The following is a 16,072-nucleotide window of genomic DNA, read 5'->3' as shown; positions in this document are numbered from 1 at the left end:
TTTTATGACTAAAGCCGTAAACTTACTGATTAACAAAAAATTGGAGAGTAAGCCTGAAAAGAAAAATCTATTCAATAAAATCTCCATTATAAAATTAATAGCCGAATTAGGATCTGTATCGGTAAATGACATTGTAAAAAACCTCTATCTAAGCTTACCTACAGTGAATAGCCTCATTGCGGAACTGCTGGAGGATGATTTTATCCGTCAGTTTGACAAAGGAGAATCTATTGGTGGACGTAAACCCAATTTATATAAACTATGTGATGGACTGTTTCAGGTGCTGTCGATCGAGCTCCAACGTTTCTCCATCACAATGAGCATAATGGACAACAACCAGCATCTTATTGCTGAAACTGTTGAACTGGATAATGAATTATCTCGCGATGCGGAAAATCTATTCGCTATCACACAAATTATCGATCAATATCTTCTCGATAAATCAGTTGATATCGAGAATCTAACAGGGCTTATTATTGGCATGCCTGGGCTTATCAACGCTGAGGAGGGTACCAACGAGACATTTTTACATGATGACAATCAATCCATAACCAATTATTTCGAACGCATATATAAAAAGCCGGTCTTTATACTGAATGACGTCAAAGGCGCTGCTTATGCTGAATTGAAGTTTGGATTGGCAAAAAATACAAAAAATAGCCTGATTATCCTGATGGATTGGGGGATAGGTTTAGGAATCGTGTCCAATGGGGAAGTGTATCTCGGTCGTGATGGTTACTCTGGCGAAGTAGGACATATGCCCTTTATCGACAACGGTGAACTTTGCTACTGTGGCAAAAGAGGCTGCCTGGAAACCGTGGCTTCTGGAATAGCTTTGGTCAACAATGCCAAACAGGAAATTCAAAAAGGTGAGCTGACTAAATTAAATGAATTGCAGCCAGAAGAATTACAACATTTAACACCGACACATATTATTGAAGCGGCAAATAAAGGTGATCAGTTTGCAATAAATCAGATTTCAAAACTAGGCACGAATCTAGGAAAAGCATTTGCATCTTTAATACAGCTACTCAACCCCGAATTGATCGTGTTGGGTGGAAAAATTGCGAAAGCAAATGAATTGATCACCATTCCAATACAGCAGGCCATAAATTCCTATACCATGGCCATATTGAAGGAACATTGTGACATAAAAGTGTCAAGTTTAAATCTCGACAGCAATACTGTGGGGCTGACAAATTATTTTATCACAAAGTATCTGTCAGTCGAATTGCTTCGGAAATCCAAAATCTAAAATTGCCCTGTACTCAACAAGACAAGAGTACAGGCTCTTTCTGTCTTAATACCATGTTCCGTAGCGAGTTGTTCTAATTCAGCATTCTCCGCACCAGGATTAAATATAATTCTTTTCGGCTTAGTTGCTAATATGTAATCGTAATATTCCTTCTGATTAGGCTCACTGAGATACATCGTCACGGTATCAATATTGGCGTATACCTCAGCTTTCTTTTCAATTGGGGCTCCAGCTGCTTCACCACCGCTCAAGCCAATATTGACAATTTCATGCCCGTGCTTATGTAGCATATTTGCAGCTTTATTTGAATAACGCGAAGGATTGGCACTAGCTCCCAAAATCAATGTTTTTTTCATCTTTTTATTCCTTTATATCCATCTTTTGCCGTCTATTATCGGCATTTATTTTATCACCTTCGCCCTATTTTAACTAAGGACAAAGGTGACAATGTTTTTTTCAAAGAAGTATCGCTCGGAAACTATTCATCAATGATAAAATCACCATGGTTACTATACGCATTTTTACGTAATACTGGCATTCCCATGATTTTATAAAGCTCGTCCAGCTTAACCAAGCTTCCGTTTGTCATATTAGAAAGTAAAACGATAACAATGTTTCTCTTTAAATCTCTCACATAGATATGTCTAAAACCGTGCCACCAACCGGTATGGTATACGATATGATCGTTGCCATGCTCAAATGTTCGCCAGCCGTAGCCATAGCTAAAAATTCCTTTTTTCGCATCAGGATATCCTCGATATGCGGAATCCAATGTGGACTGTTTCAACAATCGTCCATCTCTCAGCGCCAAGTCAAAACGATAGAGGTCACGCACAGTACTATAAATTCCTTTGTCGCCAAGTGGCCCATCCTGAAAATTTTGTACGACTGATCTTCGCCATACTTTATCATGCCCAATGACGTTAGTCGGGATTTTATCATAGACTGCCTTGGAGAGTGCAGCGGTGTTTGTCATCCCTGCAACATTGAATACACTATCTTTCATATAAGTAGCGTAATCTTGTTTGGATATCTTTTCAATAATGGCCCCCAGGACCATAAAGTTCGAGTTATTGTAAAAGAAACGGCCTCCAGGCGCACCATACCGATTGGGCTTAAATTCAGTCAGCATTTTCATCACATCCTGATTCGTCATTCCTTTCTTACGATCGGGCCAATGTGCCTCCGAAAAATAAACGTAATTGGGTAATCCCGAACGATGTGTCAATAACATTTTTATGGTAATACCAGGATAAGGAAAATCTGGATAGAAGTCATTGATCGTTTGATCAAGGCGTAGCTTTCCTGCCTCCACTAATTTTAAAATACCGACAGCTGTAAGTGGTTTAGAAACCGAAGCAAGTTCAAATTTGTCATCTATTTTTAGGCTATCCCGCTTTAAGTAATTGGCCCAACCGAATGTGTTCTGATATAAGATTTTTCCATCTTTAGCAACAAGAACATTTCCATTGAATGCGGCTTTCGAATGAAGATTTTTCATAAAAGCATCGATTTTCTGATCTGCATTATTTGGATTATAGACGAGTCTTGTGCTATCTACTTTTGCCTGCGCTATTGCTGCTTCCTTCTGTTTTTTCTCTTTTGAACTACAAGCCACTGTAGATACCATCAAAAGAGCGACCATTCCCTTTAAAAAAAATAATTTCACTATGCTATGTCTCCCGGATTTTTGTGTTTTCTGTATTGTATATCAATAAATACCCCCTATTTTCTTTTCCCTAAATAATATCAAATTATTAAAGCTCGTAATAGAAGGACCAGCATACTGATAATAATGCTAAAATGAAGATTTTAGTATAAAAAAACGAATTTTTCACCACAATAATTGATATTCATCGTATATGTTACCTTTTCTACTGATAATTTCGGTTTCCCTGTAAGAAACACAAAACGCACGTGGGTCAAACCAACTAATAACGGCTGTATCTATTAGGACCAATTTTTTTAGCGTTGTGAACTCAAAGAATTAAGAACACAAAAAAAGCCACTTTATTGCTAAAGTGGCTTTTAATTTTCCTTTAAAGGATTATGCTAATAATCTGACTGGGTTTTCAACCAAAGATTTTAAAGTCTGTAAAAATGCAGCACCAGTTGCGCCATCCACCACACGGTGGTCACAGCCCAATGTTACTTTCATTACATTACCCGGAACTACAGCACCATTTTTAACAACAGGAACTGCCTGAATAGCTCCTACAGAAAGGATAGCTCCATCCGGAGAGTTGATAATGGATGTAAATTCGTCAATTCCAAACATACCTAAATTAGATACTGTAAATGTAGACCCTTCCCAATCTGCAGGCTGTAATTTTTTAGCTTTCGCTTTCTGAGCGAAATCCTTCACCTCCGCAGAGATGTGTGATAATGATTTACCATCTGCAAAACGTACAACAGGAACTAATAAACCATCCTCAACAGCCATTGCAACACCGATGTTGGTATGCTCATTGAAACGGATTTTATCACCTTGCCATGAAGAGTTTACTGCAGGATGCTTTTTCAAAGCAACAGCGACAGCTTTTACAACGATATCATTGAAAGAAACTTTTACCGGAGCAACCTCATTGATTTGAGCACGAGCAGCCATTGCATTGTCCATGTCAATAGATACAGTCAAATAGAAGTGTGGAGCTGTAAACAATGACTCTGCTAGACGACGTGCAATAGTTTTACGCATTTGGTTAACTGGTTTTTCAGTATAACGCTCTTCACCAACAAATGTAGGTAAAGTGATCGCTTTTGCTTCTGTTGCAGGAGCAGCTGCAGCTTTTGTCTCCGCAGGTTGTGCAGCAGCAGGAACAAATGATTCAACGTCTTTCTTCACAATACGACCACCATCAGCAGAACCTTTGATATCACTTAAGTTGATCCCTTTTTCTTGCGCAATTTTACGCGCCAAAGGAGATGCTTTCACGCGAGCATCATCGCTTGAAGTCGATGCTACCGGTGCGGCAGTGACAGCAGCAGCTGAATCAGCTTTAGGAGCTTCAGCAGTTTCTGTCTTTGCCGGTGCAGATTTTTGATTTAGCAAAGGTGTGATGTCAGTTCCAGCAGGACCGACGATCGCGATGATGTCGTTAACTTTTGCAGCTTGTCCAGCTTCAAGACCAACATATAACAATGTACCGTCAGCATAAGCTGTAACTTCCATTGTCGCTTTATCCGTTTCTACATCGGCAATAGCATCGTCAGATTTGATTGTATCACCAACTTTGAAGTTCCATTGTGCAATGACACCTTCTTTCATGGTATCACTCAACAACGGCATAGTAATCACTGTACATCCCAATTCTTCAGGAGTTACAGTACTAGCCGAAGATTCTGAACCAGAAACTTCTTCTGCTTTCTTTTCTTCAGTTTTCTCTGGTGCTTTTTCAGCAGCAGGAGCGTCGCCACTCAACAATGCTTGAAAATCTTCACCCGGTTCACCTAAAACAGCAATAACAGCATCAATAGCCACTGCTTCGCCTTCTTTAGGACCAATATATAAAAGAGTTCCTTCTTGGTAAGACTCAAAGTCCATTGTAGCTTTATCTGTTTCAATCTCAGCTACCAAATCACCAGAATTTACTTTATCACCAACTTTTTTGTGCCACTTTGCGATGACCCCTTCGGTCATTGTATCGCTCATTTTGGGCATTCTTACTACTTCAGCCATTCTTTATTATATTATCAAGTTAAAGAGTATTAATCTAAAATAAATGGATAGTCTTGTTGTACATATACATCTTTGTACAATTCATCTGCAGTTGGATAAGGAGACTCCTCTGCAAACTTCACCGACTCCTCAACTACTTTTTTCACATCAGCCTCAACTTCTGCAAACCAAGCGTCATCCGCATAGTTGTTTTCTAAAATAGCATGTTTAGTTGACAACAATGGATCGCGGTCTTTATATGCTTCTAATTCTTCTTTAGTACGGTATTTAGCTGGGTCAGACATCGAGTGTCCTTTGTAACGGTAAGTACGAATTTCAAGGAATGTTGGTCCCTCTCCCGCACGTGCACGTTGAACAGCTTCGTCCATTGCATTGTGTACAGCAACCACATCCATTCCGTCAACTGGAGCAGAAGGCATATCAAAACCTAAGCCCATTTTGTATATATCCTGCATGTTGGTTGTACGTTGTACAGAAGTACCCATTGCATAACCGTTGTTTTCACATACAAAAATAACAGGAAGCTTCCACAACATCGCCATGTTAAGGGTCTCATTGAATGCGCCTTGACGAACAGCTCCATCGCCCATATAACAGATGTTTACATTATCTGTACCAAGATATTTTTCAGCAAATGCGATACCAGCACCTAAAGGAATTTGACCACCAACAATACCATGGCCACCCATGAATTTATGTTCTTTGGAGAAGAAGTGCATAGACCCCCCCTTACCTTTTGAACAACCAGTGATCTTTCCATATAATTCAGCCATACAAGCATTTGCAGAAACGCCTTTAGCCAAAGCGTGGGCGTGATCACGATAAGCAGTGATTAAAGAATCCTCAGGTTTGATAACCGACATCGTTCCAGCAACAACCGCCTCTTGTCCTATGTACAAGTGACAGAAACCACGAATCTTTTGCTGTCCGTAAAGTTGACCTGCTTTTTCTTCAAACTTACGCATAAGTAACATCGACTTATACCACTCCAAATATGTCTCTTTTGTTATAGGTGTTGAACTCATTTCAAAGTTTTGATTTTCTTACTATTCTAGACTACAAATCTAATAATTTTGGACGAATTTCCTTGTCCAAAAATCAATTTTATTTACACTTTAAGACACTTCTAAGACATTTGATTTAAAGTATATAGCATTTGTTTACAAATAAATGAACGGCACAATCAAATAAATCAAAAACTTATGAAATAAAAAAGCCAAAGGACTTAATAATCATTTGGCTTAATCTATTTTATACAAACTGTTTGTTATCGAAGTTTTTGGATCAACTCACTTTCAGTCACCTTAATCTGTTCACCACTTTCCATGTCCTTTAAAGATAATTGTCCCGATGATGCCTCTTCTTCCCCCACTAACAATACATAAGAAATCCCTTTACCATCCGCATATCCCATCTGCTTTTTCAACTTTACAGGAGAAGCATAGAGTTCAGAAGCGATATTTTCCTTCCGGAGCTTATTCAATAAACTTAGGGTATAACCTTCCAGTTGCTTATCAAAATTTATAATCAGGAGTTTGGTAGAATCTGCTTTACCCACAGGGAACAGATTTAACTCTTCTAAGACATCATAAATACGGTCGGCACCAAAAGAGACACCAACACCAGTCAGCCCCTTCAGACCAAACATACCTGTAAGGTCATCGTAGCGGCCTCCGCCACCGATACTTCCCATGGCAACTTCATTTGTCTTAACCTCAAAAATACAACCCGTATAATAATTAAGGCCACGAGCCAAAGTAATATCAAGATCAATGATCTGCTTCAGTAATTTTTCATCTGCACCTAACTTAGACACATAATCAAATACCTCTTCGATCTCAGCAATACCATTTAGACCAACAGCTGAAGTTGATAAAATTGTTTTTAATGCAGCGAGTTTTACATCATTTGATCCCTCCAATAAAATAATAGGTTTCAAAATAGCAAGATCCGCTTCTGTAAAGCCTCTTTGCAACAATTCTTTGTTGACACCGTCCAAACCAATTTTATCCAATTTATCAATCGCTACTGTCATATCAATTATAAGCTCTGGCTTTCCGATAATTTCAGCAATACCCGAAAGAATCTTCCGGTTGTTGATTTTGATATTAAAATCTTTCAGTCCAAAACGTTCGAAGGCCTCTTGATAAATCAGAATAAACTCCGCTTCGTTCAATAAACTTTCAGACCCAACCACATCAACATCACATTGGTAAAATTCTCGGTAACGGCCTCTTTGCGGCTTATCAGCTCGCCAAACCGGCTGTACCTGAAAACGCTTAAATGGTAAAGCAATATCATTTTGGTGCATTACAACATAACGTGCAAAAGGCACAGTAAGGTCATACCTTAGTGCTTTCTCTGATATATGCGGAATGAGTTTATTCGAATTTTTATCCTGAAGCAGACTATCTGGCGCTTTTGCCAAATAATCACCCGAATTAAGGATCTTAAAGATCAATTTATCACCCTCATCGCCGTATTTACCGGTAAGAGTTGTTAAATTTTCAAATGAAGGGGTCTGTATTTCATTATAGCCATATTTTCTGAATACCGTTTTCAGTGTATCGAAAATATAATTGCGTTTGATCATTTCGGAAGGCGAAAAATCACGCGTTCCTTTTGCCAAAGAAGGTTTTACTACTGCCATATTTGGCAAAGTTAATAAAATCCTTTATTCTACTTCCAGAATTTTAAGGAATTCACAGGCTTTTTCGGCTGCGGATTTCTCTGCAGACTTTTTATTGAAATCACGTCCGAGCCCACATACGACACCATCAACGACCGCTTCAATACTAAACATTTTAGAAGACTCCCCTTCCGGATTGTCTGTTTGTTGAAATACGATCTCTTTGCCCGTATGCTGACACCATTCTATCAACCTACTTTTGAAGTTCGTTTCAGTCTGTTCCAGGAGATGAATGTCGACGTGTGGTTTGATGATTCTGTTAAGTAAAAAGCTCTTTGTAAAGACATACCCCTTATCGAGATAAACTGCGCCTATTAATGCTTCGAAAGCATCGCCCAATAACGATCCCTGTTTATTGGGAAAACTGATCATTCGCGCATCAAACTGAATAAGCTCATTAAATCCCAATTTTCGGGAAAGCTGGTTTAAGTTTGCTCTACTGACAATCTTGGAACGCATTTCAGTCAAAAACCCCTCGTCTTTATACGGATACTTTTTAAATAAGAGTTCAGCGACAACCGAACCCAAAACGGCATCACCCAAGAATTCTAAACGTTCGTTGCTATTTTTTGCCCCCTCTTTGATGGTAACGGCGACAGACTTATGTCTAAACGCCATTTTGTACAGATGTACATTTCCAGGAACAAATCCAAGCAGGTTTTTTAGTTTTCTAACGTATTCCCGATCTGGCGAAAAATATAATTTATATATCCTTGCAAAAGGCATCTCTTCTAAAAATAAGGCGACAAGTCCTAGTTAAAGAACCTGTCGCTAGCTCATATTATCAAACCATGTTTGAAGGATCAAACATTAAGCTTTATATTTTTTCACAATAACGGTAGCATTATGCCCACCGAAACCAAATGTGTTGCTCAACGCAGCATTAACAGTACGTTTTTGCGCTTTGTTGAATGTAAAATTCAAGTTATTATCAATTTCCGGATCGTCTGTAAAGTGATTGATTGTCGGAGGGACAATATCATTTTGAACAGCAAGTATTGAAGCAATTGCTTCAATTGCACCTGCGGCGCCCAAAAGGTGTCCAGTCATTGATTTTGTTGAACTGATATTCAATTTATAAGCATGGTCGCCAAATAAATCAACAATGGCTTTAGTTTCACTAATATCACCAACTGGTGTAGAAGTTCCATGAACATTGATATAATCAATGTCCGAGAAATTCAAGCCCGCGTCATTAACAGCCATTGTCATGGCTAATTTTGCGCCCAAACCTTCAGGATGTGATGCCGTGATATGATGTGCATCAGCACTCATGCCACCACCAGCAATCTCTGCATAGATTTTTGCTCCACGTGCTAAAGCATGTTCCAAACTTTCCAAAATCAAAGCACCCGAACCTTCACCTGAAACAAAACCATCTCTATCTTTATCAAAAGGACGCGAGGCTGTTTTAGGATCATCATTTCTGGTTGACAAAGCATGCATAGCGTTGAACCCTCCTATTCCGGCTTCATTGACTGTCGCCTCCGATCCACCCGTAACAATCACGTCTGCTTTACCCATACGAATATAGTTGAAAGCATCTATCATTGCATTGGTAGCTGACGCGCAAGCCGATACCGCAGAAAAGTTAGGACCACGAAGGCCATGACGCATTGAAATATGTCCTGGAGCAATATCAACGAGCATTTTAGGAATAAAGAAAGGATTGAAACGAGGTGTCCCATCTCCCTTTGCAAAATTTGCAACTTCTTCAGTAAAGGTTGTTAAACCTCCGATTCCTGAACCCCAAATTACTCCGATACGATTCGTATCTAATTTTTCAAAATCTAAGCCAGCATCTTTAATTGCCTCATCCGTTGACGCAATTGCATACTGTACAAAAGGATCGACTTTACGAGCTTCCTTACGATCCATAAATTCATGCGGATCAAACCCCTTTACCTCACACGCAAACTGAGTCTTGAATTTTGACGCATCAAAATGCGTAATAGGAGCAGCTCCGCTTACACCATTTATTAACCCCTCCCAATAAGCCGAGACGGTATTACCAATTGGTGTAAGGGCGCCTAATCCTGTTACTACTACTCTTTTAAGCTCCATTTATTACGATTAGCCTAATTAAATTAGTTAGTTAACGTTTTTTTCTAAATAAGCGATTGCTTGACCAACAGTACCAATAGTCTCTGCTTGATCATCAGGAATAGCAACGTTGAATTCTTTTTCAAACTCCATGATCAACTCAACAGTGTCAAGTGAATCAGCACCTAAATCATTAGTGAATGAAGCTTCTGGTGTTACTTCGTTTTCGTCAACACCTAATTTTTCAACGATAATTGCTTTTACTCTTGAAGCGATATCTGACATGATTTTATAGTTTAATTGTTTAATAAATCTGTGCAAAGAAAAATAAATTTCATCAAAATTCAAACCTAAATTGATATTTAGATGAAAGTCACCATATTAGGCGACCGAACTTATTCGCGTCTTATACTAGCTAACCCACTCTATATTAACTTAGTTCAAGTATAACAAAAAATATTTTGTATTCCAAACGCTCAGCTAATTAACTCAAATTTTACACAAAAAGTATATTCCTACCTTAAAATTATTAGTACCTTCGTTAGCAGACGAACATATATTTAAGCATTAAAGTGGTCAATAAGTTAGTAGCAAGATTAGACATGGACATGGACGAAGAGTTGGATTTCACCCTACTTGCCATTACCTGTTCCTTGAAAGATTACCGACTCTGCCATTTCATCAATAAGGAGACTAATCTGAATTTTTCCAGGGGAAAAGAAAGCAAATATGACCATGATGGCCGACAAAAAAACAAATCCGAAGAAGAGCTTGAATATCACATTATCTTTGATGCAAAGAAAAAAATAAGCTATCACTTCACTGCTTTTCATTATCTTATCCCCGATGCAGACACAGAATATTTCCTGATTAACAATAAGAGCATTGAAGGAACTTATCTAATTCCCGAAAACCCACACTTTGATTTTTTTATCATCATCAAAAACTACATCTGCGAAGATGACGTGGAGCATATTATCAAAAGGATCAGCAAATTACCCGAAGTCGTCATTGCAAAAGAAATATCACCAAAAATATTGAAATCTAAAGAAAATCTCATATTTTAGCGAACTGTAGGTTAGTGTAGCAAATACACTCCGGTTTAGATCTAAATTAATTCGATTTAGTTTTGACAAAACACAACAATATAGCGCGCTATTTGTTGTGATTAATGAAGAACATTTAAAATACAAAATAACAGATGGAAAAAGTTCAAAAAAGGACTAAAATTGTCGCAACATTAGGCCCTGCCTCGGCAGACAAACAAGTTTTGACCAACATGATTGCTAAAGGGGTTGATGTGTGTCGGTTGAATTTCTCTCATGGCAGCCAGGCAGATCACCTTAAGGTAATCGAAACTATAAATGCAATTAATAATGAAACAGGATTCAATGTTGCCATCTTAGCAGATTTACAAGGTCCAAAAATCAGGATCGGAAAAATGAAAGAAGGTGGTGCTATCCTCGTAAACGGTTCAAAAGTAGAAATAACAACACACGAACTGATCGGCGACGAAAACAGAATCTACATTACATACGAAAACTTTCCAAACGATGTTGAAGCCAACGAAATCATTTTACTTGACGACGGAAAACTTCAACTTCGTGTTTTAGAGACAAACCATAAAGATACCGTAACTTGTGAAGTAGTACACGGCGGAGTCCTTACTTCGCGTAAAGGCGTTAATTTACCAAACACCAAAGTATCTATCCCTTCATTGACTGAAGAAGATTTAGACAACCTGAACTTCGCATTGGATCACGGTGCTGACTGGATCGCGATGTCATTTGTTCGTTCGGCAGATGATATTGCACAATGTAAAGAAATCATTGCTTCAAAAGGAAGTCATGCACGCGTAATAGCGAAAGTAGAAAAACCAGAAGCGATTGAAAATATTGATGCAATCATCGAAGCGACGGATGCCGTTATGGTTGCCCGTGGAGACCTAGGAGTTGAACTTCCAATGGAAGAAGTTCCAGGACTTCAAAAGATTATCGTGCAAAAATGTAGAGATCTTTCAAAACCTGTTATCATTGCAACACAGATGTTGGAAAGCATGATCACAACACCTCGTCCTACACGTGCTGAAGTAAATGACGTAGCTAATTCGGTATTAGATGGAGCAGATGCCGTGATGCTAAGTGGAGAGACTTCTGTCGGTGAATTTCCAGAAATCGTTATCGAAACAATGAGCAAAATTATTATCCACGTGGAACAAACTTCTTATCCTTATTATAATGAGAAAGTTAGTGAAATTCACGATGGAACGCTTATTCCGGATGCTATTTGCGCTTCTTCGGTTTACCTTGCTCAAAAAACAAATGCCTCAGCAATTGCTGTATTGACCTCATCTGGAGCAACAGCATTTGAAATTACTAGCTATAGACCAAATGTAGATATCTTAGTTTTCACAGGAACACAAAAACTTTTGAAACAATTAAGCCTACTTTGGGGTGTAAAAACCTTTATCTATGACAAGTTCGAAAGCACAGATGGATCTATCCATGATGTAAACAAGTTTATTGTAAAAAACAACTACGTTAAACCAGGCTCAATTATAATCAATACGGCTTCTACTCCGTTAATTGAAAAAGGTAAAACAAATACAATCCGCGTTTCTCAGTTATAGGAAACATAAGATTAAGCAAAAAAAATAGCGTTCTAAATAGAACGCTATTTTTTTCGCTTCTTTGGATACAGGGAGTCTATTTTTAATTTAAAGTCCTTCACCTTCAATGAATCTTCCAATAACCTAAATTGAGGGCTATCTGTTTTTTCACTTCCTTTAGGCATCTTTTCTGTTCCCGGCATAGGAGCTAGACCGTCCATTCGCTTTAATTTTTTAACGGGCATACGATACTTTTCATCTGCCGAATCTAATTTAAAAATAGGCATTTTTGATTCTTTTTCCTCAATTAAAGGAATCTGTGGTTTTACCTTTACCTGCCCCAAAGCGACGGTTCCTAACGAAACCAATGTCAGTAATAATACGTAACTTTTCATCTGTAAATCGTTATTTAAGAGTATCTAAATCGATATAAGTATAAGCAAACGTAAACACTCCGCTTATTCATTCCTGATTATTTTAAATCGCATTCAACAATATAGCGCGCATCTACTCATCAATTCACTAGCTAGTTCATTCATCAGTCCAGTCCCATGGCATCAATTAAAAATCAACTACTATAGTCAAATTCGTGGCATAACTCATCACAACACACTAATTTACGAACAACAACACCTATATTTAAACTGATTGCTGTTAAACATTGTTAAAACGGCTTCAAAACACATCAGCATCTTTATATTTGTAACAATTTAAGAAAATGAGCTATTGCACCCTTATGACTCTTAGAATGGCAGAAGGCATGCAGGCACAAATGGTAAACAACAAACTGAGTGCTATAAACTTTGTGATACGATCAAAACACATTTATTTAATATCCTATTCTTATGAAGAAAAATAGCATTGTATTAATCATTGGACTCATGTCACTAGCCCTAATCGGCGTATTGGCAATGCAATTCTATTTTCTGAGGGATTCTTATCGTCAAAAATCCCAATTATTTGACGAGTCTGTCAATGCTGCAATTACAGCAGTTGCCGGAAAACTCGAACGACGGGAAGTTGTTGACTTCGCTAAAGTTCAGCAAGAGCGTAATATCGAAAAATCCAAACAAGAACAAGCGAAACAACGCCTTTTGGCCGAGCAACTCGAAATTCAATACAGAATTGAAGAGTTGAAGAACAAACAGCATACTGTTTTCTCCAACTTCAAGGAGCAAGAAGATCAACTACGCGCTTTGTATCCTAATGTAATTGAAATCAAAAATTCATTTTACGAGACATACATTAAAAGACCAGAGTACCAGAAATACATCAAATTTTCTGTTTCAAATGAACTTACCGACGACAATCTGGTACAAGCCTTTATCATGTTAAATGCGTCAAAGGTAGATGATCAGATTAGTGGAAAAGACGACAGCACACGGTTTGTTATCCCCTTGATGGATCCCTTGGTCAATCAACAAACGAAATTCAGGGTAGCCACATTACCACCAAGAGAGAATGCGAAACTTGCGAAAACAATTTCTGATCTAGAAAAAAGATTGGACGTTCTTAACCGGAAGAACTCTTGGAGCGGTTTCAATGTATACGACTCAGTAGCCATGCTGGGAGGTAAAAAAGCAGATTACATTGAAGATGTCGCTATCGGAATGGAATTGGCTAAACGACCGTTAAAAGACCGATTGAACGTCATCATCGTACAGGAGCTGATCAAGGATGAGTTGGCCCAACGCGATATTAAAGCTCCTTTTAACATTGAAATATGGAGCACCAACAATATATTACTCAATAATATCCTAAACGAAGCAACCTTAAATAACCCGACAAACACAACAAAATACTCTACTGCTCTTTTTAAAGGCGATATAGGCGCTGCACCCGGAAAATTAACGATTTACTTCCCCAATAAAAAGGCAATAATCGCAGATAATATGGGCTATTTGCTACTACCTATGCTGGCATTGCTTTTCTTATTGGTAGGTTGTTTTGCCTATACCCTGATTATCATCTTCAGACAAAAGAAAGTTTCCGAGATGAAAACAGATTTCATCAACAACATGACCCATGAGTTTAAAACGCCTGTCGCAACAATCATGATTGCCAGTGAATCGCTAAAAGATCCTGATATCAATGCAGACCATAAACGCGTTCAAAAATTGGCCAATATCATCTACGATGAAAATGTTAGGCTGGGGAATCATATTGAACGGGTACTCGACTTAGCAAGACTAGAAAAAGAAACCCTAAAACTCGATCAGGTAGAGGTACACATCAATGATCTGGTTTCTGCCGTAACAGACAGCATGCAGCTACGTATGCAAAATATTGGCGGGAAATTCAGTATAGACCTTGCTGCTACCAAGGATATTGTTATCGGTGATGAACTGCATTTTTCGAATGTATTTTACAATCTACTCGACAATGCAATCAAGTACAGTAAAGGTGATTTGCATGTCAACATTAATTCAAAAAATGTTGGCGATACTATAGTCGTTACCATAGCTGACAACGGTATTGGGATGAGTCGTGATCACCTTCAAAAGATTTTCGATCAGTTTTACCGCATCCCGACCGGGAATGTTCATAACGTCAAAGGATTTGGCCTTGGTTTAAGTTATGTACAGGACATCCTGAGAAGGCTTAACGGAAAAATAACAGTTAAAAGTGAAAAAGATAAGGGCACGACCTTTGAAGTAATTTTGCCTATTAAAAAATAAAACGTTCCTTTTTTGTATATTTCCTCTTTAAAAAATTTCAAAGGTTGAGGAAAGCTGATTTATCAGCATCAAGGGACATTGGTGAAAATTAATATATTCATTATGCAAAAGATATTATTAGCAGAAGATGATCCTAATTTGGGGGATCTTTTAAAAGACTATCTCGAATTAAAGGGAAAATTTGACGTCACATTATGCACGGATGGAGATGAAGCGATTTCTCAATTCAAAAAAAATAACTACGACCTCTGTATTTTCGATGTCATGATGCCAAAAAAAGACGGATTTACAGTTGGACGTGAGATCAGAAAAACAAATAATACGGTTCCCATTATCTTTGCCACTGCAAAGGGGATGATGGAAGATAAAACCGAAGCCTTTGAACTGGGCGGTGATGATTATATCACCAAGCCTTTTAGAGTGGAAGAACTATTGCTCCGCATCAATGCATTGCTAAAACGCAGTGTTCGGGACAAGGAGGAGGAAGTGGTTGCTGATAAATTTGAAATAGGCGATTATTTCTTCGATTATACAAGTCAGCAGATCTCCTACAAAGGACAAATGCAAAAACTATCGACGAAAGAAGCCGAACTACTTCGCCTACTTTGTTTAAAGAAAAATGATGTTCTGACTCGAGAAGAGGCCCTATTAAAAATATGGCATGATGATAACTACTTTACAGGTAGAAGCATGGATGTATTTCTCAGTAAACTTCGTAAATATCTAAAAGAAGACAGTAAAGTTGAAATTGTCAACGTGCACGGAAAAGGTTACAAACTTTTGGTGAGCTAAAAAAAAGGGGAATGAGAAATACAGTCATTTCCCTTTTTTATGCTACAAAGCGTATTGGAGCATGACATACACAAATTCTTGGATGAAAATAAAAGAACAAAACAATTTCATCCTTAGTAGAATATAAAAAATTGACGCACTTTTATAAAAAATTTGCATTTCAAAAAGAAATGTTCTAACTTAGCGTCGCTTATAGAGAAAGGCAGAGGGAATAGACCCGATGAAGCCTTAGCAACCTGTCCCTTGACAAGGTGCTAAATTCTACCCTACTTGATATGGGAATGATAAGCCGAAGTCACCGAATTCTAGTGTGTCCTTCTCTCTCTAG

The 16,072-nt window shown here is 38.1% G+C and carries 14 protein-coding genes and 1 riboswitch; of the genes, 5 read left to right on the top strand and 9 right to left on the bottom strand.

Annotated features, from left to right (window positions below; translation table 11 throughout):
• Nucleotides 1-4 precede the first annotated feature (4 nt).
• Complete coding sequence (locus B3C94_RS16275; RefSeq protein WP_293905519.1) at nucleotides 5-1,255, top strand: ROK family transcriptional regulator; 1,251 nt, start codon at nucleotides 5-7, stop codon at nucleotides 1,253-1,255.
• On the opposite strand, the gene B3C94_RS16270 is transcribed toward B3C94_RS16275, so the two are convergent.
• The 8 genes from B3C94_RS16270 to B3C94_RS16235 all read right to left on the bottom strand — a co-directional run bounded on the left by B3C94_RS16270 (nucleotide 1,252) and on the right by B3C94_RS16235 (nucleotide 9,951).
• The gene (locus B3C94_RS16270) at nucleotides 1,252-1,611 is read right to left on the bottom strand and encodes a CoA-binding protein (RefSeq protein WP_293905517.1); all 360 of its coding nucleotides are present in this window, start codon (nucleotides 1,609-1,611) and stop codon (nucleotides 1,252-1,254) included. The two genes, B3C94_RS16275 and B3C94_RS16270, sit on opposite strands and share 4 nt — an antisense overlap.
• A gap of 122 nt (nucleotides 1,612-1,733) precedes the next feature.
• Entirely contained in the window at nucleotides 1,734-2,924 is a 1,191-nt protein-coding gene (locus tag B3C94_RS16265) for a serine hydrolase domain-containing protein (RefSeq protein ID WP_293905515.1), read from the bottom strand.
• 378 nt (nucleotides 2,925-3,302) lie between these two features.
• Complete coding sequence (locus B3C94_RS16260) at nucleotides 3,303-4,934, bottom strand: pyruvate dehydrogenase complex dihydrolipoamide acetyltransferase (protein WP_293905513.1); 1,632 nt, start codon at nucleotides 4,932-4,934, stop codon at nucleotides 3,303-3,305.
• A 29-nt stretch (nucleotides 4,935-4,963) separates the two neighbouring features.
• The gene (gene pdhA, locus B3C94_RS16255) at nucleotides 4,964-5,959 is read right to left on the bottom strand and encodes a pyruvate dehydrogenase (acetyl-transferring) E1 component subunit alpha (protein WP_046674850.1); all 996 of its coding nucleotides are present in this window, start codon (nucleotides 5,957-5,959) and stop codon (nucleotides 4,964-4,966) included.
• Between the two features lie 242 nt (nucleotides 5,960-6,201).
• On the bottom strand, nucleotides 6,202-7,584 hold the full coding sequence (hisS, locus tag B3C94_RS16250) for a histidine--tRNA ligase (RefSeq protein ID WP_293905510.1): 1,383 nt from the start codon (nucleotides 7,582-7,584) through the stop codon (nucleotides 6,202-6,204).
• 24 nt (nucleotides 7,585-7,608) lie between these two features.
• The gene (gene rnc / locus B3C94_RS16245; RefSeq protein ID WP_293905508.1) at nucleotides 7,609-8,349 is read right to left on the bottom strand and encodes a ribonuclease III; all 741 of its coding nucleotides are present in this window, start codon (nucleotides 8,347-8,349) and stop codon (nucleotides 7,609-7,611) included.
• Between the two features lie 84 nt (nucleotides 8,350-8,433).
• Nucleotides 8,434-9,687 carry a beta-ketoacyl-ACP synthase II gene (gene fabF, locus B3C94_RS16240; RefSeq protein ID WP_293905506.1) on the bottom strand — a complete coding sequence of 418 codons (1,254 nt, stop codon included), beginning with the start codon at nucleotides 9,685-9,687 and terminating at the stop codon, nucleotides 8,434-8,436.
• A 27-nt stretch (nucleotides 9,688-9,714) separates the two neighbouring features.
• Nucleotides 9,715-9,951: an acyl carrier protein gene (locus B3C94_RS16235; RefSeq protein ID WP_028070665.1), complete on the bottom strand. Its 237-nt coding sequence runs from the start codon at nucleotides 9,949-9,951 to the stop codon at nucleotides 9,715-9,717.
• Between the two features lie 287 nt (nucleotides 9,952-10,238).
• On the opposite strand from B3C94_RS16235, the gene B3C94_RS16230 reads away from it, so the two are divergent.
• Both B3C94_RS16230 and pyk read left to right on the top strand, forming a co-directional pair.
• Nucleotides 10,239-10,733, top strand: coding sequence for an IPExxxVDY family protein (locus B3C94_RS16230; RefSeq protein WP_293905504.1), 495 nt, complete (start codon nucleotides 10,239-10,241; stop codon nucleotides 10,731-10,733).
• Between the two features lie 134 nt (nucleotides 10,734-10,867).
• Nucleotides 10,868-12,295 (top strand): pyruvate kinase, encoded by a 1,428-nt coding sequence (gene pyk, locus B3C94_RS16225; protein WP_293905502.1) that lies wholly within the window; start codon nucleotides 10,868-10,870, stop codon nucleotides 12,293-12,295.
• A gap of 44 nt (nucleotides 12,296-12,339) precedes the next feature.
• Here pyk and B3C94_RS16220 read toward each other — a convergent pair whose 3' ends face one another.
• Nucleotides 12,340-12,669 (bottom strand): hypothetical protein, encoded by a 330-nt coding sequence (locus tag B3C94_RS16220; RefSeq protein WP_293905500.1) that lies wholly within the window; start codon nucleotides 12,667-12,669, stop codon nucleotides 12,340-12,342.
• Between the two features lie 450 nt (nucleotides 12,670-13,119).
• On the opposite strand from B3C94_RS16220, the gene B3C94_RS16215 reads away from it, so the two are divergent.
• Together B3C94_RS16215 and B3C94_RS16210 are read left to right on the top strand one after the other, a co-directional pair.
• Nucleotides 13,120-14,952, top strand: coding sequence for a sensor histidine kinase (locus B3C94_RS16215; protein ID WP_293905498.1), 1,833 nt, complete (start codon nucleotides 13,120-13,122; stop codon nucleotides 14,950-14,952).
• A gap of 102 nt (nucleotides 14,953-15,054) precedes the next feature.
• Complete coding sequence (locus B3C94_RS16210; protein WP_172840643.1) at nucleotides 15,055-15,744, top strand: response regulator transcription factor; 690 nt, start codon at nucleotides 15,055-15,057, stop codon at nucleotides 15,742-15,744.
• Nucleotides 15,745-15,931: 187 nt separating this feature from the next.
• A riboswitch (SAM riboswitch) is annotated at nucleotides 15,932-16,035 on the top strand.
• Nucleotides 16,036-16,072: the final 37 nt, after the last annotated feature.

The sequence above is a fragment of the Sphingobacterium sp. UBA5670 genome (genome assembly GCF_002420705.1).
Classification (GTDB): Bacteria; Bacteroidota; Bacteroidia; order Sphingobacteriales; family Sphingobacteriaceae; genus Sphingobacterium.
The sequence above is the reverse complement of the archived record's forward strand: the minus strand, read 5'-3'. Positions and strand labels throughout refer to the sequence as shown.

Coding starts and splice junctions, on each gene's coding strand:
- B3C94_RS16275 (WP_293905519.1), top strand. CDS start 5: ATGACTAAAGCCGTAAACTTACTGATTAACAAAAAATTGGAGAGTAAG.
- B3C94_RS16270 (WP_293905517.1), bottom strand. CDS start 1,611: ATGAAAAAAACATTGATTTTGGGAGCTAGTGCCAATCCTTCGCGTTAT.
- B3C94_RS16260 (WP_293905513.1), bottom strand. CDS start 4,934: ATGGCTGAAGTAGTAAGAATGCCCAAAATGAGCGATACAATGACCGAA.
- pdhA (WP_046674850.1), bottom strand. CDS start 5,959: ATGAGTTCAACACCTATAACAAAAGAGACATATTTGGAGTGGTATAAG.
- hisS (WP_293905510.1), bottom strand. CDS start 7,584: ATGGCAGTAGTAAAACCTTCTTTGGCAAAAGGAACGCGTGATTTTTCG.
- rnc (WP_293905508.1), bottom strand. CDS start 8,349: ATGCCTTTTGCAAGGATATATAAATTATATTTTTCGCCAGATCGGGAA.
- fabF (WP_293905506.1), bottom strand. CDS start 9,687: ATGGAGCTTAAAAGAGTAGTAGTAACAGGATTAGGCGCCCTTACACCA.
- B3C94_RS16235 (WP_028070665.1), bottom strand. CDS start 9,951: ATGTCAGATATCGCTTCAAGAGTAAAAGCAATTATCGTTGAAAAATTA.
- pyk (WP_293905502.1), top strand. CDS start 10,868: ATGGAAAAAGTTCAAAAAAGGACTAAAATTGTCGCAACATTAGGCCCT.
- B3C94_RS16220 (WP_293905500.1), bottom strand. CDS start 12,669: ATGAAAAGTTACGTATTATTACTGACATTGGTTTCGTTAGGAACCGTC.
- B3C94_RS16215 (WP_293905498.1), top strand. CDS start 13,120: ATGAAGAAAAATAGCATTGTATTAATCATTGGACTCATGTCACTAGCC.
- B3C94_RS16210 (WP_172840643.1), top strand. CDS start 15,055: ATGCAAAAGATATTATTAGCAGAAGATGATCCTAATTTGGGGGATCTT.